This window comes from Klebsiella sp. RHBSTW-00484 (assembly GCF_013705725.1).
Lineage (GTDB): Bacteria > Pseudomonadota > Gammaproteobacteria > Enterobacterales > Enterobacteriaceae > Klebsiella.
In genome coordinates this window covers 5,889,457-5,912,121 of the sequence record NZ_CP055481.1, presented here as the reverse complement: position 1 = coordinate 5,912,121, position 22,665 = coordinate 5,889,457, and the positions used below count along the sequence as shown (strand labels likewise).

The window sequence follows — 22,665 nt, the reverse complement described above, 5'->3', positions numbered from 1 at the left end:
ACTTTTAAGGAATTACATTCCTCTTCATGACGACCGGGAAGCGCGTCCCAGCCAGCTGTCCCAATCCTTCCAAACTGGCTGAAGCCCACTGGCAACCAGCGCGCTGGCGACCTCTTCGGGGCGACGGTCATCGTGAGGCGCAAACTGTTCGAGCTCAGGATGGTTATCGGCATAGCCACCTGGCTGGGTTTTCGAAAATGCACTGACGTTGTTAATGGCCAGTGGAATGACCCGATCGCGAAACCAGGGAGATTCGCGGGTTGAGAGCGAGAGTTCGATTTCCGGAGCCAGCAGACGGAAGGCGCAAATAGTTTGCACCAGTTGACGTTCATCCATGAGCGAGGCCGGTTCGATGCCTCCGGCGCAAGGTCGTAATCGCGGAAAAGAGATGGAGTAGCGGCTGCGCCAGTAGCGCTGCTGGAGCCACAACAGATGCTCCGCCACCATAAAGCAATCCACGCGCCAGCTGTCGGAGAGACCGATTAACGCGCCGAGGCCAATCTTATCAATCCCCGCCTGGCCGAGCCGGTCCGGCGTATCTAAGCGCCAGAAGAAGTCCTGTTTTTTGCCTTTCAGATGATGCTTCGCATACATGCTTTCATGGTAGGTCTCCTGGTAGACCATCACGCCGTCCAGCCCAAGTGTTTTGAGTTCGGCATACTCCTCTGTCGCCAGCGGCTGAACTTCCATATGTAGCGAGGCGAACTGGCGGCGAATAGCGGGCAAATGCTGACGAAAATAGTCCATACCGACTTTACCCTGATGTTCACCGGTGACCAGCAGCAGATGCTCAAAGCCCATTTCGCGGATTGCCGCGCACTCGCGAGCGATCTCATTATCGTCCAGAGTCTTGCGCTTGATGCGGTTGCTCATTGAGAAGCCACAGTAGGAACAGTCGTTGGCGCACAGATTAGAGAGGTACAGCGGGACGTAAAAGCTGACGGTATTACCAAAACGCTGGCGGGTCAGACGCTGTGCACGCTGCGCCAAAGGTTCCAGATAGCCCGCGGCGGCAGGCGAGAGGAGGGCCATCATGTCATCGCGGCTGAGCTGTTTTGCTGCCAGTGCGCGTTCGACGTCAGCTAGGGTTTTACTGTTAATACGCAGGCGAATGTCGTCCCAGTCCAGTTGCCGCCAGCGGTCAGTGAAAGTTTTCATGCCAGCGCCTCCAGAAAGCCGGTCAACGGGCTGGTGGCCTGCGCCTGGCTGCTGCGAGCACCGGGCCCGGCCTGTCTCGCCAGCAATCCTGCCTCGATCGCTAAGCGGAACGCGCGGGCCATGGTTACCGGATCGTCGGCAACGGCGATAGCGGTATTGACCAGGACCGCATCAGCGCCCATTTCCAGCGCCTGCGCCGCATGGCTCGGTACGCCAATACCTGCATCAACGACCACCGGTACCGTGGCCTGTTCGATGATAATCTCCAGCATCGCTTTGGTTTCCAGCCCCTGGTTGGAGCCGATAGGCGCGCCGAGCGGCATCACCGCCGCGCAGCCCGCTTCTTCCAGACGCTTGCACAGCACAGGGTCAGCGCCGCAGTAAGGCAGTACCACGAATCCTTCCCGCACTAATATTTCTGCCGCTTTCAGGGTTTCAATTGGGTCAGGGAGAAGCCAGCGGGCATCCGGGTGGATTTCCAGCTTCAGCCAGTTTGTGCCCAGTGCTTCCCGCGCCAGACGGGCGGCAAAGACGGCTTCTTCCGCCGTTTTCGCCCCTGAAGTATTGGGGAGCAGGCTCACACCCGCCGCCAGCAGCGGCGCGAGAATAGCGTCATTATGCTGACGCAGGTCGACACGTTTCATCGCCAGCGTAACCAGTTGGCTACCGGAGGCGCGAATGGCATCGACCATGACGTCGGGGGCTGCGAATTTCCCGGTGCCGGTGAAAAGACGCGATTCAAAAGTTTTATCTGCGATACGTAACATGTCAGCCTCCAGCGATAACCTGAAAAAGCAGGATCTGATCGCCTTCCTGCAAAAGTTGATCTTCCCAGCGCTCGCGCGGCAGGATGTGTTGATTGAGCGCCAGCGCGACGCCCGGTTGCTGCTGTTCCAGTTGAGCGAGCAGATCCGCAACGGATGTCGCTTCGGCGCACTGTAACGGCTCATCGTTAAACCACACTTGCATGCTGCCCTCCACATACCGGGCAGCCCTGAGCCCGTTGAAGTGCAAGAGTGCGCCAGTTGCTGGTGCGGGCATCGAACAGACGCAAGCTATTGCGCGGGGCTACCATGCCGCTGAGCAGTTTGATTGCCTCCAGCGCCTGTAAGGTGCCCATCATGCCGACCACCGGACCGATAATGCCCGCCGTGCGACAGTTGCGTTCCGGTTCGGCAGCATCCGGCCATAAGCAGCGATAGCACCCCTGTTCCCAGGGCGGCGTCAGCACCATCAACTGGCCTCCGAGTCCGACGGCGCTGGCGGTAATTAGCGGTGTTTCAAGCGCGACGCTGGCGGCGTTAATTTCCTGACGAGTCGCCATGTTATCGGTGCAATCCAGCACTACATCGGCCTTTGCCACTTCGTCCTGTAGTGCTTGACCGCTTAATCGCTGCTGTAGCGTAATCAGTTCAATCTGTGGGTTGAGGCGCGCCAGCCGTTCTCGGGCGGCGGTGGTTTTTGGCTGCGCAATATCATCGCTGGTGAACAGAATTTGCCGCTGTAGATTGCTGACATGCACGTCATCGTCGTCGGCCAGCACCAGCGTGCCGACGCCTGCGCCTGCGAGATACAGCGCTGCGGGTGAGCCCAGTCCGCCGAGGCCAATAATCAATACCCGGCTGGCCAGCAGCTTTTGTTGACCTTCAATGGCGATATCCTCCAGCAGCAGCTGGCGGCTATAGCGCATAAAATCGCTGTCATTCATCGCCAACTCCCGCTATCTCGAGCAACTGTGCTGTTGCCTGTCGCCAGTCAGCCGCCTGCGTGATGGCGCTGACGACCGCAATACTGCCAACGCCAGTTGCCAGTACCGCCGGAGCGCGCTCAAGGCTAATACCACCGATGGCGACCGTCGGATAATCCCCAAGACGCTGGATATGCTGCGCGAGCTGTTCCAGTCCCTGAGGGGCTGAAGGCATCTGCTTGGTTTGCGTCGGGAAAACGTGACCGAGGGCGATGTAGGAGGGACGAGCCGCCAGCGCGATATCCATTTCCATATCGTCGTGAGTAGAGACGCCAAGGCGCAGCCCGGCGTTGCGGATTGCGCTGAGATCGGTGGTTTCGAGATCCTCCTGTCCTAAGTGCACGCCGTAAGCCTGATGTTTAATGGCCAGGTGCCAGTAGTCATTAATAAACAGCCGGGCATTGTGCTTGCGCCCCAGGGCGATGGCGGCGATCACATCGTCTTCAACTTCGCTATCGCGTTTATCTTTGATGCGTAGCTGAATGGTACGAACGCCCGCAGTCAATAAACGTTCAATCCACTCTACGCTATCGACGACCGGATAGAGTCCTAAGTGGAAAGGGACGGATGGGAAATCAGGTTGATACATCAGGCTTCCTCCTTTTTCAGATAGATTTCGCCGCCGCGGGCGCGGAAGCTATTCGACATATCGCTCATGCCAACTTCGATATTCTGGCGGGCTGCATAATCGCGCACTTCCTGGCTGATTTTCATTGAGCAGAATTTGGGGCCGCACATGGAGCAGAAGTGAGCCACTTTGCCGGACTCCTGCGGCAGGGTTTCGTCGTGATAAGCGCGAGCGGTGAACGGGTCGAGCGCCAGGTTAAACTGGTCTTCCCAGCGGAATTCGAAGCGTGCTTTTGACATCGCGTTATCGCGGATCTGCGCTCCGGGATGGCCTTTGGCAAGGTCAGCGGCATGGGCGGCGATTTTGTAGGTAATCAGTCCTTGCTTAACGTCTTCTTTGTTCGGTAGGCCGAGGTGCTCTTTTGGCGTGACGTAGCAGAGCATCGCGCAGCCGAACCAGCCAATCATTGCGGCGCCAATGCCCGAGGTGAAGTGGTCATAGCCCGGTGCGATATCTGTGGTGAGCGGCCCTAAGGTGTAGAAAGGTGCTTCGTGGCAGTGTTCCAGCTCCTCGGTCATATTGCGCTGAATCATCTGCATCGGCACATGCCCCGGGCCTTCAATCATCACCTGTACATCGTACTCCCAGGCGATTTTGGTCAGTTCGCCCAGCGTGTGCAGCTCGGCAAACTGCGCTTCGTCGTTAGCATCCTGAATGGAACCTGGACGCAGACCATCGCCCAGCGATAGGGAAACATCATAGGCAGCGCAGATTTCACAGATTTCGCGGAAATGCTGATAAAGGAAGTTCTCCTGATGATGGGAGAGGCACCACTTCGCCATAATAGAACCGCCGCGTGAAACAATGCCGGTCAGCCGCCTGGCGGTCATCGGCACGTAGCGTAGCAGCATGCCCGCATGGATAGTGAAGTAGTCGACTCCTTGTTCAGCCTGTTCCAGCAGTGTGTCGCGGAAGGCTTCCCAGGAGAGATCTTCGGCGATCCCGTTAACTTTCTCCAGCGCCTGGTAGATCGGCACGGTACCGATTGGTACCGGACTGTTACGCAGGATCCACTCGCGGGTTTCGTGAATATAGCGGCCGGTCGACAGGTCCATCACCGTATCCGCGCCCCAGCGAGTGGACCACACCAGCTTCTCAACCTCTTCTTCGATAGATGAAGTGATCGCCGAGTTGCCGATATTAGCATTGACCTTCACGAGAAAGTTGCGGCCGATTATCATCGGTTCTGACTCAGGGTGATTGATATTGGCGGGGATAATCGCGCGCCCGGCAGCGACTTCATCGCGCACGAATTCCGGGGTGATGTTCTCCGGCAGTCGTGCGCCAAACCCAACGCCGGGATGCTGCTGGCGTAGAACTTCGTCACGAATGCGCTCGCGGCCCATGTTTTCGCGGATGGCAATGAACTCCATCTCTGGGGTGACAACGCCCTGGCGGGCATAGTGCAACTGAGTCACGGATTTCCCGGAGATAGAGCGTTTTGGCGTTAGCAGGCCGGTAAAGCGCAGTTCGTCGAGGCCATCATCTGACAGGCGCTGTTTGGTATATGCCGAGCTGCGCTCGCGGAGTTCTTCGCAGTCGCCACGCGCTTCAATCCACGGCTGGCGTAGTTTTGCCAGACCTTGTTGGACATTGATTACTATCTCCGGGTCGCCATAGGGGCCGGACGTGTCATAGACCGGAATGGCTTCGTTAGCTTCATAGCGGGGATTATCTTTAGCGCCGCCGATGAGCGTCGGGCTAAGCTGAATTTCGCGCATCGGGACGCGAAGATCTTCACGTGAGCCGCGGATATAGATGCGTTGCGAATTGGGAAATGCGGTGCCTTCCAGCGTGTCGATAAAGCGCTGCGCATGTTCGCGTTGCTCTCGACGGGTCATTTTTGTTGTAGACATAGCTCATTCCAGGTGAACAGGATATGGCTTGTCAGACGACGGATGGAGTAACAGATGCGATCGGGCCCAGATGGGCTGACGCTAAATATAGTTTACTCTTGTTCCCTTCGCAGGTATTAGCCTGATCAGGTTCCGCGGATCCCGAATTAACGGTCTCAGCCTTTTCCACTGTGGAAAATGGGCACTCCGACAAGATGACATCCCCCCTCTGCGAGAGGGGATGTATGTAAACTACTCGTTAATAGCGGACAACTCAAGCCGTCGGCGCGATATTGTCGCTGACGGGGTCCTTTCGGCTGTGGGCGATGGCGAGGGCGATGAGTTTATCCTCCAGCGCAAAGCGTACTTCCAGCGCTTCGCCGATATCCGATAACGCCTGTTGAAACTCAAGGTAGTTATCGTGATCGATGGCGTTTTCGAGGCAAGAGTCGTAGTCATCCATGATCTGCTGGGTGTTGGCTTGCAGTTGTGGATAAAGCTTAGTGGCGGTTAAAAGTGGTGTATCACCTTCCAATTCGGCGATAAAGCGTTCATAAATACTAAAATGACCGGAGGAGAGATAGTCCACCAGACTTTGACAAAAATCATCCAGCGCCTTCTCATTAAGCCGCATAAATGATTCTTTGCCAGGTTTCAGGCCAACCAGGTTGTAGTAAGCCACGAGCAAATGCTTACGTACTTGTAGCCAGCGATCGACCAGTTTATTGCTGCCTCCAACACGTTCCGTCAGGTTTTCCAGCTGGTTTAACATGGTTGACTCCGCAAGTTTTGAAGAGAAATACGTTGCTCACCAAAATGTAAATTTAATGTTAAAAGTGCCAGTAAAATGAAGGTAGTGCAATAGATATGGATCGTATTATTGAAAAATTAGATCGCGGTTGGTGGATAGTCAGCCACGAACAGAAATTATGGTTACCCGGCGGGGAATTACCACATGGCGAAGCGGTAAATTTTAATCTTGCGGGGCAACCCGCGCTGCGCATAGGAGAATGGCAGGGCGAACCGGTGTGGCTGGTTCGTCAGGAGCGCCGACATGAGATGGGATCGTTGCGTCAGGTGCTCGATCAGGATGCTGGCCTTTTTCAACTGGCGGGACGCGGGATCCAACTGGCGGAGTTCTATCGCTCGCATAAATTCTGCGGTTATTGCGGGCATCCGATGCACCCCAGCAAAACTGAATGGGCGATGCTCTGCAGCCACTGCCGTGAGCGTTATTACCCGCAAATCGCGCCGTGCATCATCGTTGCTATTCGACGGGATGATTCTATTTTGCTGGCGCAGCACACGCGCCATCGAAACGGTGTGCACACGGTGCTGGCCGGGTTTGTCGAAGTCGGTGAAACCCTGGAGCAGACGGTTGCCCGTGAGGTAATGGAAGAGAGCGGCATTAAGGTAAAAAACCTGCGCTACGTGACCTCCCAGCCGTGGCCGTTCCCGCAATCGCTAATGACTGCGTTTATGGCCGAATACGACAGCGGCGAGATTGTTATCGATAAGAAAGAGCTGCTGGAAGCGGGATGGTATCGCTATGACGATCTGCCGCTCCTGCCGCCGCCGGGAACGGTTGCCCGCCGTCTGATAGAAGATACCGTGGCGATGTGTCGGGCAGAGTATGAGTGACATGCTACATACACTTTATCCTTCAAATTGCCTCTTTGTTGGCTGCTTTCACTTACCCCAGTCACTTACTTGAGTAAACTCCTGGGGTTCATTCAATTGCCGCCTTGATCCACTTTGAATGATTTTGTGTATAAACTTGGCGCATCAACGCTAAAGGAATGTAAAAATGACCGAATTGAAGAACGATCGTTACCTGCGCGCGCTGCTACGTCAGCCGGTTGATGTCACCCCGGTGTGGATGATGCGCCAGGCGGGCCGCTATTTACCGGAATATAAAGCCACTCGCGCCGAAGCGGGCGACTTTATGTCGCTGTGTAAAAATGCTGAGCTGGCTTGCGAAGTGACGCTGCAGCCGCTGCGTCGCTATAAGCTGGATGCGGCAATCCTCTTCTCGGACATTCTGACTATCCCGGACGCCATGGGGCTGGGGCTTTATTTCGAAGCCGGTGAAGGCCCGCGTTTTACCTCGCCCATCACCTGTAAAGCGGATGTCGATAAACTACCGATCCCTGACCCGGAAGGGGAGCTAGGCTATGTGATGAACGCGGTGCGTACTATCCGCCGCGAGCTCAAAGGTGAAGTGCCGCTGATTGGTTTCTCCGGTAGCCCGTGGACGCTGGCGACCTATATGGTTGAAGGCGGCAGCAGCAAAGCGTTTACGGTGATCAAGAAGATGATGTATGCCGAGCCGCAGGCGCTGCACGCCCTGCTGGATAAGCTGGCGAAAAGTGTCACGCTGTATCTGAACGCGCAAATCAAAGCGGGCGCTCAGTCGGTAATGATTTTTGACACCTGGGGCGGCGCGCTGACCGGTCGTGATTATCAGCAGTTCTCGCTCTACTACATGCATAAAATCGTCGATGGTCTGCTGCGTGAGAACGAAGGCCGTCGCGTACCGGTAACCCTGTTTACCAAAGGCGGCGGGCAGTGGCTGGAAGCGATGGCGGAAACCGGTTGCGATGCGCTGGGACTCGACTGGACTACCGATATCGCCGATGCGCGCCGTCGCGTGGGCCATAAAGTCGCTCTGCAGGGCAATATGGACCCTTCAATGCTTTACGCTCCTGCGGCGCGTATCGAGGAAGAAGTGGCGACCATTCTCGCCGGATTCGGTCAGGGTGAGGGTCATGTCTTCAACCTTGGCCACGGGATTCACCAGGACGTCGACCCGGAACACGCGGGTGTGTTTGTGGAGGCGGTGCACCGTTTGTCGGCGCAATACCACCGTTAAGGAGTGATTATGGATTTGGCATCGCTACGCGCCCAACAGCTGAGCCTGGCGGAATCGGTGGAGCGAGTCGATCGTCTGGACCAGGATCCGCCGATGCTGATCGGCGGTGCGGATGTTGGATTTGAGCAAGAGGGCGAAGTCACCCGGGCGGCGATGGTGCTGCTGAGCTATCCGTCGCTGGAGCTGGTGGAATATCAGGTGGCGCGCGTTGCCACCACGATGCCCTACATTCCCGGTTTCCTCTCCTTTCGCGAAACGCCTGCGCTGCTGGCGGCGTGGGAGCAACTTTCACAAAAACCGGATCTTTTATTCGTCGACGGGCACGGTATTTCTCATCCGCGCCGCCTTGGCGTCGCCAGCCATTTTGGGCTGCTGGTGGATGTCCCGACGATCGGTGTGGCGAAAAAGCGGCTATGCGGTAAGTTTGAACTGCTCGGCGATGAGCCCGGTGCGCTGGCTCCATTGCAGGATAAAGGTGAGCAGCTGGCATGGGTCCTGCGCAGTAAAGCGCGCTGTAACCCGCTGTTCGTAAGCACCGGACATCGCGTTGGCCTTGATAGCGCGCTGATGTGGGTAAAACGTTGCCTGAAAGGTTACCGTCTGCCGGAGCCGACGCGCTGGGCTGATGCGGTGGCGTCCCACCGACCGGCGTTTGTGCGTTGGCAAGCAAATCACGGCTGATTCAGGTACACTGCGGCTAATTTCTGACTTCGAGAACTCATCATGTTACAAAACCCGATTCACCTGCGTCTGGAGAAGCTGGAGAGCTGGCAGCACGTCACTTTTATGGCCTGTCTGTGCGAGCGGATGTACCCCAACTACGCCATGTTCTGCAAGCAAACTGAGTTCGCTGATGGCCAGCTGTATCGTCGTATCCTTGACCTGATCTGGGAAACGCTGACGGTTAAAGATGCGAAAGTGAATTTTGATAGTCAGCTAGAAAAGCTGGAAGAGGCGATTCCGGCTGCTGATGATTACGATCTGTACGGTGTTTATCCGGCCATTGACGCCTGCGTCGCATTAAGTGAATTGATTCACTCACGGCTGAGCGGGGAAACGCTTGAGCATGCGATCGAAGTGAGCAAGAGTTCCATCACCACCGTTGCGATGCTGGAAATGACCCAGGCTGGTCGCGAAATGACCGACGAAGAGCTCAAAGAAAACCCAGCTGTTGAGCAAGAATGGGATATTCAGTGGGAGATTTTCCGTCTTTTGGCCGACTGCGAAGAACGAGACATTGAACTGATCAAAGGGCTTCGTGCAGACCTCCGCGAGGCCGGTGAGAGCAATATTGGTATAAATTTTCAGCAGTGAGACAAGAAAACGTGATTTACCGCCTGAATTGTAGCGTCTGAAGGCTTCCATTCCGCCCCCCGTCTGGTCTACATTTGGGGGGCGAAAAAAAGTGGCTATCGGTGCGTGTATGCAGGTGGGTGCTTTTTTGGCATTTCCGTCGCACTCGATGCTTAGCAAGCGATAAACACATTGTAAGGATAACTTATGAACAAGACTCAACTGATTGATGTAATTGCGGACAAAGCTGACCTGTCCAAAGCACAGGCGAAAGCTGCCCTGGAATCTACCCTGGCTGCAATTACTGAGTCTCTGAAAGAAGGTGATGCTGTTCAACTGGTTGGTTTCGGTACCTTCAAAGTGAACCACCGCGCTGAGCGTACTGGCCGCAACCCGCAGACCGGTAATGAAATCAAAATCGCCGCAGCTAACGTACCGGCATTTGTTTCAGGCAAAGCACTGAAAGACGCAGTTAAGTAAGACCGCGTGGCAGTTTACAGTTTTATCGAAGGGGCTTTTAAGCCCCTTTTGTCTACCTGGCGTCGTCCGTTGGCGCTGGTGGGCGTATTGCTGCTTACTGCCTGCAGCCACGATTCTTCTCTCCCACCGTTCACCGCCAGCGGGTATGCGGATAACCAGGGAGCGATGCGTATCTGGCGTAAAGATTCAGATGGCGAGGTTCGCCTTCTTGCCGCCTTTAGCCCGTGGCGTCACGGGAATACCTCGACCAGCGAGTACCGTTGGCAGGACGATCAGCTTGCGCTAATCGAACTGAACGTTTACGGCAAACCCCCGGAACATATTCGCGCCCGCTTTGATGCGCAGGGCGAGCTAAGCTTTATGCAGCGTGAAGTCGACGGGCAGAAGCAGCAGCTTTCCAGCGATCAGGTTGCGCTGTATCGTTACCGCGCAGAGCAAATACGCCAGACCAGCGATGCTTTACGTCAGGGTCGCGTGATGCTGCGTCAGGGACGCTGGCATGCCAACCAGACGGTAACAACCTGCGAAGGTCAGACCGTAAAGCCTGACCTTGATGCGCGAGCGCTAGCCCATATTGAACGTCGCCAGAATCACTCATCCATTGAGGTGAGCGTGGCGTGGCTGGAAGCGCCGGAAGGTTCCCAGTTGCTGCTGGTGGCAAACGAAGACTTCTGTACCTGGCAGCCGACTGAGAAAAACTTCTAAATCTTACCAGTGGTTCATGCCCATATGACCGCGGCCACCACCCCCACAGCCTCCACGCGCCATTCCCTCGCCGCGAGGAATACCCGCCTGTGCTAAAGCGACATCAAACTTAACCCGCTGCTGGGCCAGCTTCTGACCGAGAGCTTCCATCTCCTGGGCAACAGATTCAATTTTTGTACTGTCCGGTTTATCCGCAGTTAACAACGCATTGTATTCGTAGCGTTTTGATGTGAGCTGCTGGCGTAGAGCGCGGGTTTGCTCATAGAAATCGCTATGCAGCTTCTGGGCAGTGGCCTGCTGTTCAGTCGTCAGTTGGCTATAGCCCTGCGGACCCACTCCGTTGCCGTTATTCCAGTGGTGTCCTGCCCATGCAGAGCTGCCACCAAAGGTTAAGGCGGCAAGGGCGATGAGTGTCAGAGTGAGTTTGTGGTTCCGTTTCATGGTTTATTCTCCTGGTTTATGGTTTCTTCTGTGTTTGCATCTTCCGTGCCAGGATGAAAACTCCGCAGGATATAAGGTTTTCTATCGCATCAGCAGATGACAGCGAGTAAAAATGACTCGCGACAAAGATCGATGCGGGTCATTTTTACCCGGCGTATTGCGGGTTTATGCCTGAGAGCCCGTTTGCCGGGCCGGAAAAATGGCATGATTTCTGCTGGGAACCGTAGAGCCTGATAAAAGGGAGTTGCAATGAACGTGATGCGGTTGTCGAAGGATTCTGTTGCTGTTGGGCTGAGCTGGCTACTGACTGGCCTCATCTTACTGCTGGTGTGCCTGTTTTCCGTACTTATCGTGCGCGACAATAGTCGTGAGAACGACGCCGCGCGCCAGACCATTCAGGAAAAAGGCAGCGTACTGATTCGCGCCCTGGAGTCCGGAACTCGCGTCGGTATGGGAATGCGTATGCATCACGCCCAGCTTCAGGCGCTGCTTGAGGAAATGGCCTGGCAGCCCGGCGTACTGTGGTTTGCGGTGACGGATGAGAATGGCAAAATTATTGCTCATAGCGATCCGCAGCAGGTTGGCGGGACGCTGTATTCTGCCGATGCGATGCGCGGGTTGAACATTGGTGGCGAGGAGCGCTGGCGGCGGCTTGAAAAACCGGAACCGGCGCTGGAAATCTATCGCCAGTTTCGCCCGCTTAACGGCGGGGGCGCTCATCATATGCGCATGATGATGCGCCGCGAATCTGCCGACCTGCGTGCTCAGGTGCCGCAGGTCATTTTTATCGCCTTTGATGCCCGGGAACTGGATGCTGACAACGCCCGTGGTCTGCGGAATATGATCGTTATGCTGTGCGCGGCAGGCGTGGTGATGGTGGCAACCGTGCTGGCTCAATTTTGGTTCCGACGCTATCAGCGCTCGCGTAAGCAACTACAGGAAGCGATGGCGCGTAAAGAGAAACTGGTGGCGATCGGGCATTTGGCTGCGGGCGTCGCGCATGAGATTCGTAACCCGTTATCCTCCATTAAAGGGCTGGCAAAGTATTTTGCTGAACGTACCCCGCCCGACGGCGAAGCGCATCAGTTGGCCCAGGTGATGGCAAAAGAAGCCGATCGTTTAAACCGGGTGGTCAGCGAACTTCTGGAACTGGTGCGTCCGGCACATTTAAAATATCAATCGGTTGATTTGAATGAGGTCATTACCCACTCGCTTCAGTTGATTGGCCAGGATGCGCAGAGCCGCGCTATCGAGCTGAACTTTAACGCTCAGCCTTCGCTACGCCGGATTGAGGCCGACCCTGACAGGCTTAAGCAGGTATTACTGAACCTGTATCTCAACGCGATGCAGGCCATTGGACATCACGGGACGATTCGTGTGGAAGTCGGCGAATGCGATGGTCAGAGAGTGAAAATCGTCGTGACCGATAGTGGAAAAGGGATGACGGCAGAGCAAAGACAGGCCATCTTCACCCCCTATTTTACGACCAAAGCAGATGGTACCGGACTGGGGCTGGCGGTAGTGCAGAATATTGTTGAACAACATGGCGGAACGATCCACGCCGACAGTACGCCGGGAAAAGGCGCCGTTTTTACGCTTTATCTGCCGGTGAGCGCGCAACAAAAGGATGAACAAGGATGACGGATGAGAAGGTAGACATTCTGGTTGTTGATGACGATGTCAGCCATTGTACGATCCTCCAGGCCTTACTGCGGGGCTGGGGCTATAACGTCGCATTGGCCCACAACGGGCTGTTGGCTCTGGAGCTAGTGAAGCAAAAAGTATTTGACCTGGTGCTGTGCGATATCCGTATGGCGGAGATGGACGGTATCGAAACGCTCAAGGAAATTAAGGCTTACAACCCGGCAATCCCGGTACTCATCATGACCGCTTTCTCCAGCGTCGGAACGGCGGTTGAAGCTATCAAGTCCGGGGCGCTGGATTATCTCATCAAACCGCTGGATTTTGACAAACTGCAGGAGACGCTTGCCCAGGCGTTGGCACATACGCGCCAGTCCGATAGCGGCATGGAACCAGGCCCAGCAGCACAATTTGGCATGGTGGGTGATAGCCCGGCGATGCAGACGCTACTCAGCAATATCGCCCTGGTGGCGCCATCTGATGCGACAGTGTTGATCTGCGGTGAGTCAGGTACCGGCAAAGAGCTGGTTGCCCGTGCGCTCCACGCCAGTAGCAGGCGTAATAATCAACCGCTGGTGACGCTGAACTGTGCGGCGCTCAATGAATCGTTGCTGGAGTCGGAACTGTTCGGTCATGAGAAGGGCGCGTTTACCGGGGCCGATAAACGGCGGGAAGGGCGTTTTGAGCAAGCCGATGGCGGCACATTATTCCTCGATGAGATTGGTGATATCTCACCGCTGATGCAGGTGCGATTGTTACGGGCGATCCAGGAACGAGAAGTTCAACGCGTTGGGAGTAATCAGACGATTAAGGTTGATGTCAGACTGATTGCCGCCACCCATCGCGATTTAGCCGAAGAGGTGAGTGCCGGTCGCTTTCGTCAGGATCTCTACTATCGCCTGAACGTGGTGACCATCGACATGCCGCCGTTGCGTCAGCGTCGAGAAGATATCCCACAGCTGGCGCGCTATTTCCTGCAACGTTATGCCGAGCGTAACCGCAAGGCGGTGCAGGGTTTTACGCCGCAGGCGATGGATTTGCTGATCCACTACGACTGGCCTGGCAATATTCGTGAACTGGAAAACGCGGTGGAGCGGGCGGTGGTTCTGCTGACGGGAGAGTATATTTCCGAACGCGAGCTACCGTTGTCGATTGCCGGTACGCCAGTTCCGGCGTTGTCGCTATCCGATGACGTGATTCAACCGCTGGTGGAAGTAGAAAAAGAGGTGATTCTGGCGGCGCTTGAAAAAACGGGCGGCAACAAAACTGAAGCCGCCCGCCAGTTAGGCATTACGCGCAAAACGCTGCTGGCTAAGCTTAGCCGCTAGTTTTGCTCGCGTTCGATGGCGCGCCAGCCGATGTCGTTACGGCTAAAGCTGCCGTCCCAGCGAATATCAGCCATCAGGGCATAAGCGCGCTTCTGCGCTTCGGCAACGGTATGACCCAGCGCGGTGGCGCATAGTACGCGACCGCCGCTGGTCAACACACGGTCGTCATCCGCGAGTTTAGTCCCGGCGTGGAATACTTTGCCGTCTGCGGTTTCTTCCAGCGGCAGGCCGTGGATAACGTCCCCGGTACGGTAGTCAGCCGGATAACCTCCGGCGGCAATCACCACGCCTAACGCAGCGCGCTGGTCCCACTCGGAGGCCTTCTCGTCCAGCTTGCCTTCACAAGCGGCCAGACAAAGATCCACCAGATCCGATTTCATGCGCAGCATGATCGGCTGAGTTTCCGGATCGCCAAAGCGGCAGTTGAACTCAATCACTTTCGGGTTGCCCTGTTTGTCGATCATCAGACCCGCATACAGGAAACCGGTGTAGGTGTTACCTTCCGCCGCCATGCCTTTGACGGTTGGCCAGATGATGCGTTCCATGGTGCGCTGATGAACTTCATCGGTCACGACTGGCGCCGGAGAATATGCACCCATTCCGCCGGTGTTCGGGCCGGTGTCGCCATTACCTACGCGTTTGTGATCCTGGCTGGTGGCCATTGGCAGCACGTGCTCGCCGTCGACCATCACGATAAAGCTTGCCTCTTCACCGTCGAGGAACTCTTCAATCACGATACGGTGACCTGCATTGCCAAAGGCGTTGCCTGCCAGCATGTCATGCACGGCGGCTTCGGCTTCTTCAAGCGTCATTGCCACGATAACGCCTTTACCGGCAGCCAGACCGTCGGCTTTGATGACAATGGGTGCGCCTTTCTCGCGCAGGTAAGCCAACGCGGGTTCGATTTCGGTGAAGTTCTGATATTCCGCCGTCGGAATGTTATGACGGGCGAGGAAATCTTTGGTGAAGGCTTTTGAGCCTTCAAGCTGCGCGGCACCTTCGGTGGGGCCAAAGATTTTCAGACCGGCGGCGCGGAAGGCGTCGACCACGCCAATCACCAGCGGCGCTTCCGGGCCGACGATAGTCAGGTCAATCTTCTCGCTCTGGGCAAAGGCCAGCAGTGCCGGGATATCGGTAACACCGATAGCCACGTTTTGCAGCGCAGGCTCCAGCGCGGTGCCCGCGTTACCCGGTGCGACAAAAACGGTATCGACATTTGGTGACTGTACCGCTTTCCAGGCCAGGGCGTGCTCGCGCCCGCCGTTGCCAATAACTAATACTTTCATCGTCTGCTCCGTGGATTAATGGCGGAAGTGGCGCATGTCGGTGAAGATCATCGCAATACCGTGTTCGTCGGCAGCGGCAATCACCTCTTCGTCGCGAATAGAACCGCCAGGCTGGATAACGCAGCTCACACCGACGGCTGCGGCGGCATCAATACCATCACGGAACGGGAAGAACGCGTCGGAAGCCATGGCGGAACCTTTGACTTCCAGCCCTTCGTCGGCGGCTTTAATCCCGGCGATCTTCGCAGAGTAAACGCGGCTCATCTGGCCTGCGCCTATCCCGATAGTCATATTCTCTTTGGCGTAGACAATGGCGTTAGATTTCACGAATTTTGCCACTTTCCAGCAGAACAGCGCATCACGTAATTCTTGTTCGGTAGGCTGACGTTTGGAAACCACACGCAGTTCACCTTCGGTGACCATACCAAGATCACGATCCTGAACCAGCAGGCCACCGTTTACGCGTTTGAAGTCCAGACCGGCAACGCGGGTTGCCCACTGACCACAGGTCAGGACGCGTACGTTCTGTTTAGCGGAAGTGATTTTCAGCGCTTCCTCTGTTGCTGACGGGGCGATAATCACTTCAACAAACTGGCGTGAGATAATGGCTTGTGCTGTTTCGGCATCCAGTTCGCGGTTGAAAGCGATGATGCCGCCAAACGCAGAAGTTGGGTCGGTTTTATAGGCGCGGTCGTAAGCGTCGAGAATAGAGGTGCTGACGGCCACACCGCACGGGTTAGCGTGCTTAACGATAACGCAGGCAGGTTCGTTGAACTCTTTCACGCACTCCAGCGCCGCATCGGTATCAGCGATGTTGTTATAAGAGAGCGCTTTGCCCTGGACCTGGGTCGCAGTAGCAACGGAAGCTTCTTTAACATTCTCTTCTATATAGAAGGCAGCCTGCTGGTGGCTGTTTTCGCCGTAGCGCATATCCTGCTTCTTAATGAAGTTCAGGTTAAGAGTACGCGGGAAGCGGCCAGCGGCTTCTTTGCTTTCACCATAATAGGCCGGAACCATGCTGCCGAAGTAGTTGGCAATCATGCTGTCGTAGGCCGCGGTATGTTCGAAAGCTTTGATGGCGAGGTCGAAGCGGGTTTCCAGAGTGAGGGAGCCTTCGTTGGCGTCCATCTCATTAATAATGGCTTCGTAGTCGTTGCTCTTCACCACGATGGCCACATCTTTATGGTTCTTTGCCGCTGAGCGAACCATGGTCGGGCCGCCGATATCAATATTCTCTACCGCATCTTCCAGCGAACAGCCTTCACGGGCAACGGTCTCGGCGAACGGATAAAGGTTAACGACAACCATATCGATGGGTGCGATACCGTGCTGTTCCATAATGCCATCATCCTGACCACGACGACCGAGAATGCCGCCGTGTACTTTCGGATGCAGGGTCTTCACGCGTCCATCCATCATTTCCGGGAAACCGGTGTAGTCAGAGACTTCGGTTACCGGCAGACCTTTCTCAGCCAGCAGGCGTGCTGTACCACCTGTAGACAGTAGCTCTACACCACGAGCGGAAAGTGCCTGCGCGAATTCGACGATACCGGCCTTGTCAGAAACACTGAGCAGTGCGCGGCGGACTGGACGACGTTGTTGCATGGTATTAAATCCCCAGGATTTGAATATTACAGAGAGCGTTAGGTGAGTTTTTGTCTAAAAACTCACCTAACGCACCCAACCGGGCGTCCTTGTTATAGCGCGGCATTGTAACGAAAACGTTTGCGCAACGCTCGCGAATTTTTATCTTTCTCTTTTTTGCCCTGAGTTGCTGCTTATATAGAGAAAGGGTATAGCTGTTATAGAAGGAGATCGTCAGCAATCAGTGGATAACTCTGTGTGCAACAGGGTATAAAGCGGGGTTCTGCTGGGGATTGCAGCAGTCAGTCATTTTTCTGTAATTTAACTATTGCGGTCAGTCGAGAACTCCCTATAATGCGCCTCCATCGACACGGCAGATGTGAATCACTTCACACAAACAGCCGGGTCAGTTGAAGAGAAAAACCTGAAAATAAGGTTGACTCTGAAAGAGGAAGGCGTAATATACGCCACCTCGCAACGGTGAGCGAAAGCCGCGTTGCACTGCTCTTTAACAATTTATCAGACAATCTGTGTGGGCACTCAAAGTGACATGGATTCTTAACGTCGCAAGACGAAAAATGAATACCAAGTCTCTGAGTGAACATACGTAATTCATTACGAAGTTTAATTCACGAGCATCAAACTTAAATTGAAGAGTTTGATCATGGCTCAGATTGAACGCTGGCGGCAGGCCTAACACATGCAAGTCGAGCGGTAGCACAGGGAGCTTGCTCCTGGGTGACGAGCGGCGGACGGGTGAGTAATGTCTGGGAAACTGCCTGATGGAGGGGGATAACTACTGGAAACGGTAGCTAATACCGCATAACGTCGCAAGACCAAAGAGGGGGACCTTCGGGCCTCTTGCCATCAGATGTGCCCAGATGGGATTAGCTAGTAGGTGGGGTAATGGCTCACCTAGGCGACGATCCCTAGCTGGTCTGAGAGGATGACCAGCCACACTGGAACTGAGACACGGTCCAGACTCCTACGGGAGGCAGCAGTGGGGAATATTGCACAATGGGCGCAAGCCTGATGCAGCCATGCCGCGTGTATGAAGAAGGCCTTCGGGTTGTAAAGTACTTTCAGCGAGGAGGAAGGGGATGTGGTTAATAACCGCATTCATTGACGTTACTCGCAGAAGAAGCACCGGCTAACTCCGTGCCAGCAGCCGCGGTAATACGGAGGGTGCAAGCGTTAATCGGAATTACTGGGCGTAAAGCGCACGCAGGCGGTCTGTCAAGTCGGATGTGAAATCCCCGGGCTCAACCTGGGAACTGCATTCGAAACTGGCAGGCTAGAGTCTTGTAGAGGGGGGTAGAATTCCAGGTGTAGCGGTGAAATGCGTAGAGATCTGGAGGAATACCGGTGGCGAAGGCGGCCCCCTGGACAAAGACTGACGCTCAGGTGCGAAAGCGTGGGGAGCAAACAGGATTAGATACCCTGGTAGTCCACGCTGTAAACGATGTCGACTTGGAGGTTGTTCCCTTGAGGAGTGGCTTCCGGAGCTAACGCGTTAAGTCGACCGCCTGGGGAGTACGGCCGCAAGGTTAAAACTCAAATGAATTGACGGGGGCCCGCACAAGCGGTGGAGCATGTGGTTTAATTCGATGCAACGCGAAGAACCTTACCTACTCTTGACATCCAGAGAACTTAGCAGAGATGCTTTGGTGCCTTCGGGAACTCTGAGACAGGTGCTGCATGGCTGTCGTCAGCTCGTGTTGTGAAATGTTGGGTTAAGTCCCGCAACGAGCGCAACCCTTATCCTTTGTTGCCAGCGGTCCGGCCGGGAACTCAAAGGAGACTGCCAGTGATAAACTGGAGGAAGGTGGGGATGACGTCAAGTCATCATGGCCCTTACGAGTAGGGCTACACACGTGCTACAATGGCATATACAAAGAGAAGCGACCTCGCGAGAGCAAGCGGACCTCATAAAGTATGTCGTAGTCCGGATCGGAGTCTGCAACTCGACTCCGTGAAGTCGGAATCGCTAGTAATCGTGGATCAGAATGCCACGGTGAATACGTTCCCGGGCCTTGTACACACCGCCCGTCACACCATGGGAGTGGGTTGCAAAAGAAGTAGGTAGCTTAACCTTCGGGAGGGCGCTTACCACTTTGTGATTCATGACTGGGGTGAAGTCGTAACAAGGTAACCGTAGGGGAACCTGCGGTTGGATCACCTCCTTACCTTAAAGAACCTGCCTTTGTAGTGTCCACACAGATTGTCTGATGAATGTAAAGAAGCAAGACGGCTGCGAAGTCGCGACACCTCGTGTCCCCTTCGTCTAGCGGTTAGGACTCCGCCCTTTCACGGCGGCAACAGGGGTTCGAATCCCCTAGGGGACGCCACTTGCTGGCTGTGAGTGAAAGACACAACCCACCGATATCTCAAAACTAACTCAGTGAGTTACGTTTGAGATATTTGCTCTTTAAAAATCTGGATCAAGCTGAAAATTGAAACGACATGCTGCGTCTGTTCTCCGTAATAAGAACAGAATGACAGTGTGTTCGAGTCTCTCAAATTTTTGCAGCACGAAGTGTTTTACGAAACATCTTCGGGTTGTGAGGTTAAGCGACTAAGCGTACACGGTGGATGCCCTGGCAGTCAGAGGCGATGAAGGACGTGCTAATCTGCGATAAGCGTCGGTAAGGTGATATGAACCGTTATAACCGACGATTTCCGAATGGGGAAACCCAGTGTGTTCCGACACACTATCGTTAAGTGAATACATAGCTTAACGAAGCGAACCGGGGGAACTGAAACATCTAAGTACCCCGAGGAAAAGAAATCAACCGAGATTCCCCCAGTAGCGGCGAGCGAACGGGGAGGAGCCCAGAGTCTGAATCAGTTTGTGTGTTAGTGGAAGCGTCTGGAAAGTCGCAGGGTACAGGGTGATACTCCCGTACACAAAAACACACAGGCTGTGAACTCGAAGAGTAGGGCGGGACACGTGGTATCCTGTCTGAATATGGGGGGACCATCCTCCAAGGCTAAATACTCCTGACTGACCGATAGTGAACCAGTACCGTGAGGGAAAGGCGAAAAGAACCCCGGCGAGGGGAGTGAAACAGAACCTGAAACCGTGTACGTACAAGCAGTAGGAGCCTCTTTAATGGGGTGACTGCGTACCTTTTGTATAATGGGTCAGCGACTTATATTCTGTAGCAAGGTTAACCGTATAGGGGAGCCGCAGGGAAACCGAGTCTTAACTGGGCGTTAAGTTGCAGGGTATAGACCCGAAACCCGGTGATCTAGCCATGGGCAGGTTGAAGGTTGGGTAACACTAACTGGAGGACCGAACCGACTAATGTTGAAAAATTAGCGGATGACTTGTGGCTGGGGGTGAAAGGCCAATCAAACCGGGAGATAGCTGGTTCTCCCCGAAAGCTATTTAGGTAGCGCCTCGTGAACTCATCTTCGGGGGTAGAGCACTGTTTCGGCTAGGGGGTCATCCCGACTTACCAACCCGATGCAAACTACGAATACCGAAGAATGTTATCACGGGAGACACACGGCGGGTGCTAACGTCCGTCGTGAAGAGGGAAACAACCCAGACCGCCAGCTAAGGTCCCAAAGTCATGGTTAAGTGGGAAACGATGTGGGAAGGCACAGACAGCCAGGATGTTGGCTTAGAAGCAGCCATCATTTAAAGAAAGCGTAATAGCTCACTGGTCGAGTCGGCCTGCGCGGAAGATGTAACGGGGCTAAACCATGCACCGAAGCTGCGGCAGCGACGCTTATGCGTTGTTGGGTAGGGGAGCGTTCTGTAAGCCGTTGAAGGTGGCCTGTGAGGGCTGCTGGAGGTATCAGAAGTGCGAATGCTGACATAAGTAACGATAAAGCGGGTGAAAAGCCCGCTCGCCGGAAGACCAAGGGTTCCTGTCCAACGTTAATCGGGGCAGGGTGAGTCGACCCCTAAGGCGAGGCCGAAAGGCGTAGTCGATGGGAAACAGGTTAATATTCCTGTACTCGGTGTTACTGCGAAGGGGGGACGGAGAAGGCTATGTTAGCCGGGCGACGGTTGTCCCGGTTTAAGCATGTAGGCGGATGTTCCAGGTAAATCCGGAACGTCATTCAACGCTGAGGTGTGATGACGAGGCACTACGGTGCTGAAGTAACAAATGCCCTGCTTCCAGGAAAAGCCTCTAAGCATCAGGTAACATCAAATCGTACCCCAAACCGACACAGGTGGTCAGGTAGAGAATACCAAGGCGCTTGAGAGAACTCGGGTGAAGGAACTAGGCAAAATGGTGCCGTAACTTCGGGAGAAGGCACGCTGATGGTAGGTGAAGTGACTTGCTCACGGAGCTGAACTCAGTCGAAGATACCAGCTGGCTGCAACTGTTTATTAAAAACACAGCACTGTGCAAACACGAAAGTGGACGTATACGGTGTGACGCCTGCCCGGTGCCGGAAGGTTAATTGATGGGGTTATCCGTAAGGAGAAGCTCTTGATCGAAGCCCCGGTAAACGGCGGCCGTAACTATAACGGTCCTAAGGTAGCGAAATTCCTTGTCGGGTAAGTTCCGACCTGCACGAATGGCGTAATGATGGCCAGGCTGTCTCCACCCGAGACTCAGTGAAATTGAACTCGCTGTGAAGATGCAGTGTACCCGCGGCAAGACGGAAAGACCCCGTGAACCTTTACTATAGCTTGACACTGAACACTGGTCCTTGATGTGTAGGATAGGTGGGAGGCTTTGAAGTGTGGACGCCAGTCTGCATGGAGCCAACCTTGAAATACCACCCTTTAATGGCTGGTGTTCTAACGTGGACCCGTGATCCGGGTTGCGGACAGTGTCTGGTGGGTAGTTTGACTGGGGCGGTCTCCTCCTAAAGAGTAACGGAGGAGCACGAAGGTTAGCTAATCCTGGTCGGACATCAGGAGGTTAGTGCAATGGCATAAGCTAGCTTGACTGCGAGCGTGACGGCGCGAGCAGGTGCGAAAGCAGGTCATAGTGATCCGGTGGTTCTGAATGGAAGGGCCATCGCTCAACGGATAAAAGGTACTCCGGGGATAACAGGCTGATACCGCCCAAGAGTTCATATCGACGGCGGTGTTTGGCACCTCGATGTCGGCTCATCACATCCTGGGGCTGAAGTAGGTCCCAAGGGTATGGCTGTTCGCCATTTAAAGTGGTACGCGAGCTGGGTTTAGAACGTCGTGAGACAGTTCGGTCCCTATCTGCCGTGGGCGCTGGAGAATTGAGGGGGGCTGCTCCTAGTACGAGAGGACCGGAGTGGACGCATCACTGGTGTTCGGGTTGTCATGCCAATGGCATTGCCCGGTAGCTAAATGCGGAAGAGATAAGTGCTGAAAGCATCTAAGCACGAAACTTGCCCCGAGATGAGTTCTCCCTGACTCCCTGAGAGTCCTGAAGGAACGTTGAAGACGACGACGTTGATAGGCCGGGTGTGTAAGCGTAGCGATACGTTGAGCTAACCGGTACTAATGAACCGTGAGGCTTAACCTTACAACGCCGAAGATGTTTTGGCGGAATTGAGAGAAGATTTTCAGCTTAGATTCAGAGTTGAGTAGGCAATAATTTACGCAGCAGCAAGGCGACAAGCGATGGAAAGGAAAGAGCATACTGAAGTATGTGACTGACTTTACGAGCGCGGGCAACGCGGCTGATGCGATAAAGAATTGCGTACTGAGCACAAAGA

Annotated in this window: 18 protein-coding genes, 1 tRNA gene, 2 rRNA genes and 1 riboswitch; of the genes, 11 read left to right on the top strand and 10 right to left on the bottom strand. The window is 54.8% G+C overall.

All coding sequences use genetic code 11. The features are described from left to right. Positions 1–24: 24 nt before the first annotated feature. The 7 genes from thiH to rsd form a co-directional block, all read right to left on the bottom strand. A complete protein-coding gene (thiH, locus tag HV213_RS27865; protein WP_181484080.1) occupies positions 25–1,158 on the bottom strand; it encodes a 2-iminoacetate synthase ThiH in 1,134 nt (377 codons plus the stop codon). Next, positions 1,155–1,925, bottom strand: a complete 771-nt coding sequence (gene thiG / locus HV213_RS27860) for a thiazole synthase (protein WP_181484079.1) — start codon at positions 1,923–1,925, stop codon at positions 1,155–1,157. Before thiG ends, thiH begins: the two co-directional genes overlap by 4 nt. A gap of 1 nt (position 1,926) precedes the next feature. Further along, on the bottom strand, positions 1,927–2,127 hold the full coding sequence (gene thiS, locus HV213_RS27855) for a sulfur carrier protein ThiS (RefSeq protein ID WP_181484078.1): 201 nt from the start codon (positions 2,125–2,127) through the stop codon (positions 1,927–1,929). Beyond that, positions 2,111–2,866 (bottom strand): HesA/MoeB/ThiF family protein, encoded by a 756-nt coding sequence (locus HV213_RS27850; protein WP_181484077.1) that lies wholly within the window; start codon positions 2,864–2,866, stop codon positions 2,111–2,113. Before HV213_RS27850 ends, thiS begins: the two co-directional genes overlap by 17 nt. After that, positions 2,859–3,494: a thiamine phosphate synthase gene (thiE, locus tag HV213_RS27845; protein ID WP_181484076.1), complete on the bottom strand. Its 636-nt coding sequence runs from the start codon at positions 3,492–3,494 to the stop codon at positions 2,859–2,861. Before thiE ends, HV213_RS27850 begins: the two co-directional genes overlap by 8 nt. Next, positions 3,494–5,389, bottom strand: coding sequence for a phosphomethylpyrimidine synthase ThiC (gene thiC, locus HV213_RS27840; RefSeq protein ID WP_181484075.1), 1,896 nt, complete (start codon positions 5,387–5,389; stop codon positions 3,494–3,496). Before thiC ends, thiE begins: the two co-directional genes overlap by 1 nt. 85 nt (positions 5,390–5,474) lie before the next feature. Further along, positions 5,475–5,588: riboswitch (TPP riboswitch) on the bottom strand. 54 nt (positions 5,589–5,642) lie between these two features. Beyond that, positions 5,643–6,140, bottom strand: a complete 498-nt coding sequence (gene rsd, locus HV213_RS27835; protein WP_181484074.1) for a sigma D regulator — start codon at positions 6,138–6,140, stop codon at positions 5,643–5,645. 95 nt (positions 6,141–6,235) lie between these two features. Here rsd and nudC point away from each other — a divergent pair, with 95 nt between their 5' ends. The 6 genes from nudC (at position 6,236) to HV213_RS27805 (ending at position 10,718) form a co-directional block, all read left to right on the top strand. Beyond that, entirely contained in the window at positions 6,236–7,009 is a 774-nt protein-coding gene (gene nudC / locus HV213_RS27830) for an NAD(+) diphosphatase (RefSeq protein WP_181484073.1), read from the top strand. A gap of 166 nt (positions 7,010–7,175) precedes the next feature. Further along, positions 7,176–8,240, top strand: coding sequence for a uroporphyrinogen decarboxylase (gene hemE / locus HV213_RS27825; protein ID WP_112217126.1), 1,065 nt, complete (start codon positions 7,176–7,178; stop codon positions 8,238–8,240). A 9-nt stretch (positions 8,241–8,249) separates the two neighbouring features. After that, on the top strand, positions 8,250–8,921 hold the full coding sequence (gene nfi, locus HV213_RS27820; protein WP_181484072.1) for a deoxyribonuclease V: 672 nt from the start codon (positions 8,250–8,252) through the stop codon (positions 8,919–8,921). A 42-nt stretch (positions 8,922–8,963) separates the two neighbouring features. Then, the gene (locus HV213_RS27815; RefSeq protein ID WP_110277353.1) at positions 8,964–9,554 is read left to right on the top strand and encodes a YjaG family protein; all 591 of its coding nucleotides are present in this window, start codon (positions 8,964–8,966) and stop codon (positions 9,552–9,554) included. Positions 9,555–9,740: 186 nt separating this feature from the next. Next, positions 9,741–10,013 carry a nucleoid-associated protein HU-alpha gene (gene hupA / locus HV213_RS27810; protein WP_004097675.1) on the top strand — a complete coding sequence of 91 codons (273 nt, stop codon included), beginning with the start codon at positions 9,741–9,743 and terminating at the stop codon, positions 10,011–10,013. Between the two features lie 6 nt (positions 10,014–10,019). Beyond that, positions 10,020–10,718, top strand: coding sequence for a DUF1481 domain-containing protein (locus tag HV213_RS27805; protein WP_112217128.1), 699 nt, complete (start codon positions 10,020–10,022; stop codon positions 10,716–10,718). Between the two features lie 3 nt (positions 10,719–10,721). Here the strand turns inward: HV213_RS27805 and zraP are convergent, their stop codons facing one another. Continuing rightward, positions 10,722–11,159 (bottom strand): zinc resistance sensor/chaperone ZraP, encoded by a 438-nt coding sequence (gene zraP / locus HV213_RS27800; protein WP_181484071.1) that lies wholly within the window; start codon positions 11,157–11,159, stop codon positions 10,722–10,724. A gap of 249 nt (positions 11,160–11,408) precedes the next feature. On the opposite strand from zraP, the gene zraS reads away from it, so the two are divergent. Further along, positions 11,409–12,800: a two-component system sensor histidine kinase ZraS gene (zraS, locus tag HV213_RS27795; protein ID WP_181484070.1), complete on the top strand. Its 1,392-nt coding sequence runs from the start codon at positions 11,409–11,411 to the stop codon at positions 12,798–12,800. Further along, positions 12,797–14,128, top strand: a complete 1,332-nt coding sequence (gene zraR / locus HV213_RS27790; protein ID WP_181484069.1) for a sigma-54-dependent response regulator transcription factor ZraR — start codon at positions 12,797–12,799, stop codon at positions 14,126–14,128. The genes zraS and zraR overlap by 4 nt, the downstream gene beginning before the upstream one ends. Here the strand turns inward: zraR and purD are convergent. Together purD and purH are read right to left on the bottom strand one after the other, a co-directional pair. Further along, positions 14,125–15,414: a phosphoribosylamine--glycine ligase gene (gene purD, locus HV213_RS27785; protein WP_181484068.1), complete on the bottom strand. Its 1,290-nt coding sequence runs from the start codon at positions 15,412–15,414 to the stop codon at positions 14,125–14,127. The two genes, zraR and purD, sit on opposite strands and share 4 nt — an antisense overlap. A 15-nt stretch (positions 15,415–15,429) precedes the next feature. Beyond that, positions 15,430–17,019 carry a bifunctional phosphoribosylaminoimidazolecarboxamide formyltransferase/IMP cyclohydrolase gene (gene purH / locus HV213_RS27780; protein ID WP_181484067.1) on the bottom strand — a complete coding sequence of 530 codons (1,590 nt, stop codon included), beginning with the start codon at positions 17,017–17,019 and terminating at the stop codon, positions 15,430–15,432. Positions 17,020–17,644: 625 nt separating this feature from the next. Between purH and HV213_RS27775 the strand changes: the two genes are divergently transcribed. From HV213_RS27775 to HV213_RS27765, 3 genes are all read left to right on the top strand, one after another. Next, positions 17,645–19,184 (top strand): 16S ribosomal RNA (locus HV213_RS27775). An 87-nt stretch (positions 19,185–19,271) separates the two neighbouring features. Further along, positions 19,272–19,346: transfer RNA gene (locus tag HV213_RS27770), tRNA-Glu, on the top strand. Positions 19,347–19,563: 217 nt separating this feature from the next. After that, positions 19,564–22,472 (top strand): 23S ribosomal RNA (locus HV213_RS27765). Together the 16S and 23S rRNA genes with 1 tRNA gene alongside form the textbook arrangement of a ribosomal RNA operon. The last annotated feature ends 193 nt before the right edge of the window (positions 22,473–22,665 follow it).

What these genes read in the sequence shown, in the direction of transcription:
- thiH (WP_181484080.1), bottom strand. Translation starts at nt 1,158, where the DNA reads ATGAAAACTTTCACTGACCGCTGGCGGCAACTGGACTGGGACGACATT.
- thiG (WP_181484079.1), bottom strand. Translation starts at nt 1,925, where the DNA reads ATGTTACGTATCGCAGATAAAACTTTTGAATCGCGTCTTTTCACCGGC.
- thiS (WP_181484078.1), bottom strand. Translation starts at nt 2,127, where the DNA reads ATGCAAGTGTGGTTTAACGATGAGCCGTTACAGTGCGCCGAAGCGACA.
- HV213_RS27850 (WP_181484077.1), bottom strand. Translation starts at nt 2,866, where the DNA reads ATGAATGACAGCGATTTTATGCGCTATAGCCGCCAGCTGCTGCTGGAG.
- thiE (WP_181484076.1), bottom strand. Translation starts at nt 3,494, where the DNA reads ATGTATCAACCTGATTTCCCATCCGTCCCTTTCCACTTAGGACTCTAT.
- thiC (WP_181484075.1), bottom strand. Translation starts at nt 5,389, where the DNA reads ATGTCTACAACAAAAATGACCCGTCGAGAGCAACGCGAACATGCGCAG.
- rsd (WP_181484074.1), bottom strand. Translation starts at nt 6,140, where the DNA reads ATGTTAAACCAGCTGGAAAACCTGACGGAACGTGTTGGAGGCAGCAAT.
- nudC (WP_181484073.1), top strand. Translation starts at nt 6,236, where the DNA reads ATGGATCGTATTATTGAAAAATTAGATCGCGGTTGGTGGATAGTCAGC.
- hemE (WP_112217126.1), top strand. Translation starts at nt 7,176, where the DNA reads ATGACCGAATTGAAGAACGATCGTTACCTGCGCGCGCTGCTACGTCAG.
- nfi (WP_181484072.1), top strand. Translation starts at nt 8,250, where the DNA reads ATGGATTTGGCATCGCTACGCGCCCAACAGCTGAGCCTGGCGGAATCG.
- HV213_RS27815 (WP_110277353.1), top strand. Translation starts at nt 8,964, where the DNA reads ATGTTACAAAACCCGATTCACCTGCGTCTGGAGAAGCTGGAGAGCTGG.
- hupA (WP_004097675.1), top strand. Translation starts at nt 9,741, where the DNA reads ATGAACAAGACTCAACTGATTGATGTAATTGCGGACAAAGCTGACCTG.
- zraP (WP_181484071.1), bottom strand. Translation starts at nt 11,159, where the DNA reads ATGAAACGGAACCACAAACTCACTCTGACACTCATCGCCCTTGCCGCC.
- zraS (WP_181484070.1), top strand. Translation starts at nt 11,409, where the DNA reads ATGAACGTGATGCGGTTGTCGAAGGATTCTGTTGCTGTTGGGCTGAGC.
- zraR (WP_181484069.1), top strand. Translation starts at nt 12,797, where the DNA reads ATGACGGATGAGAAGGTAGACATTCTGGTTGTTGATGACGATGTCAGC.
- purD (WP_181484068.1), bottom strand. Translation starts at nt 15,414, where the DNA reads ATGAAAGTATTAGTTATTGGCAACGGCGGGCGCGAGCACGCCCTGGCC.
- purH (WP_181484067.1), bottom strand. Translation starts at nt 17,019, where the DNA reads ATGCAACAACGTCGTCCAGTCCGCCGCGCACTGCTCAGTGTTTCTGAC.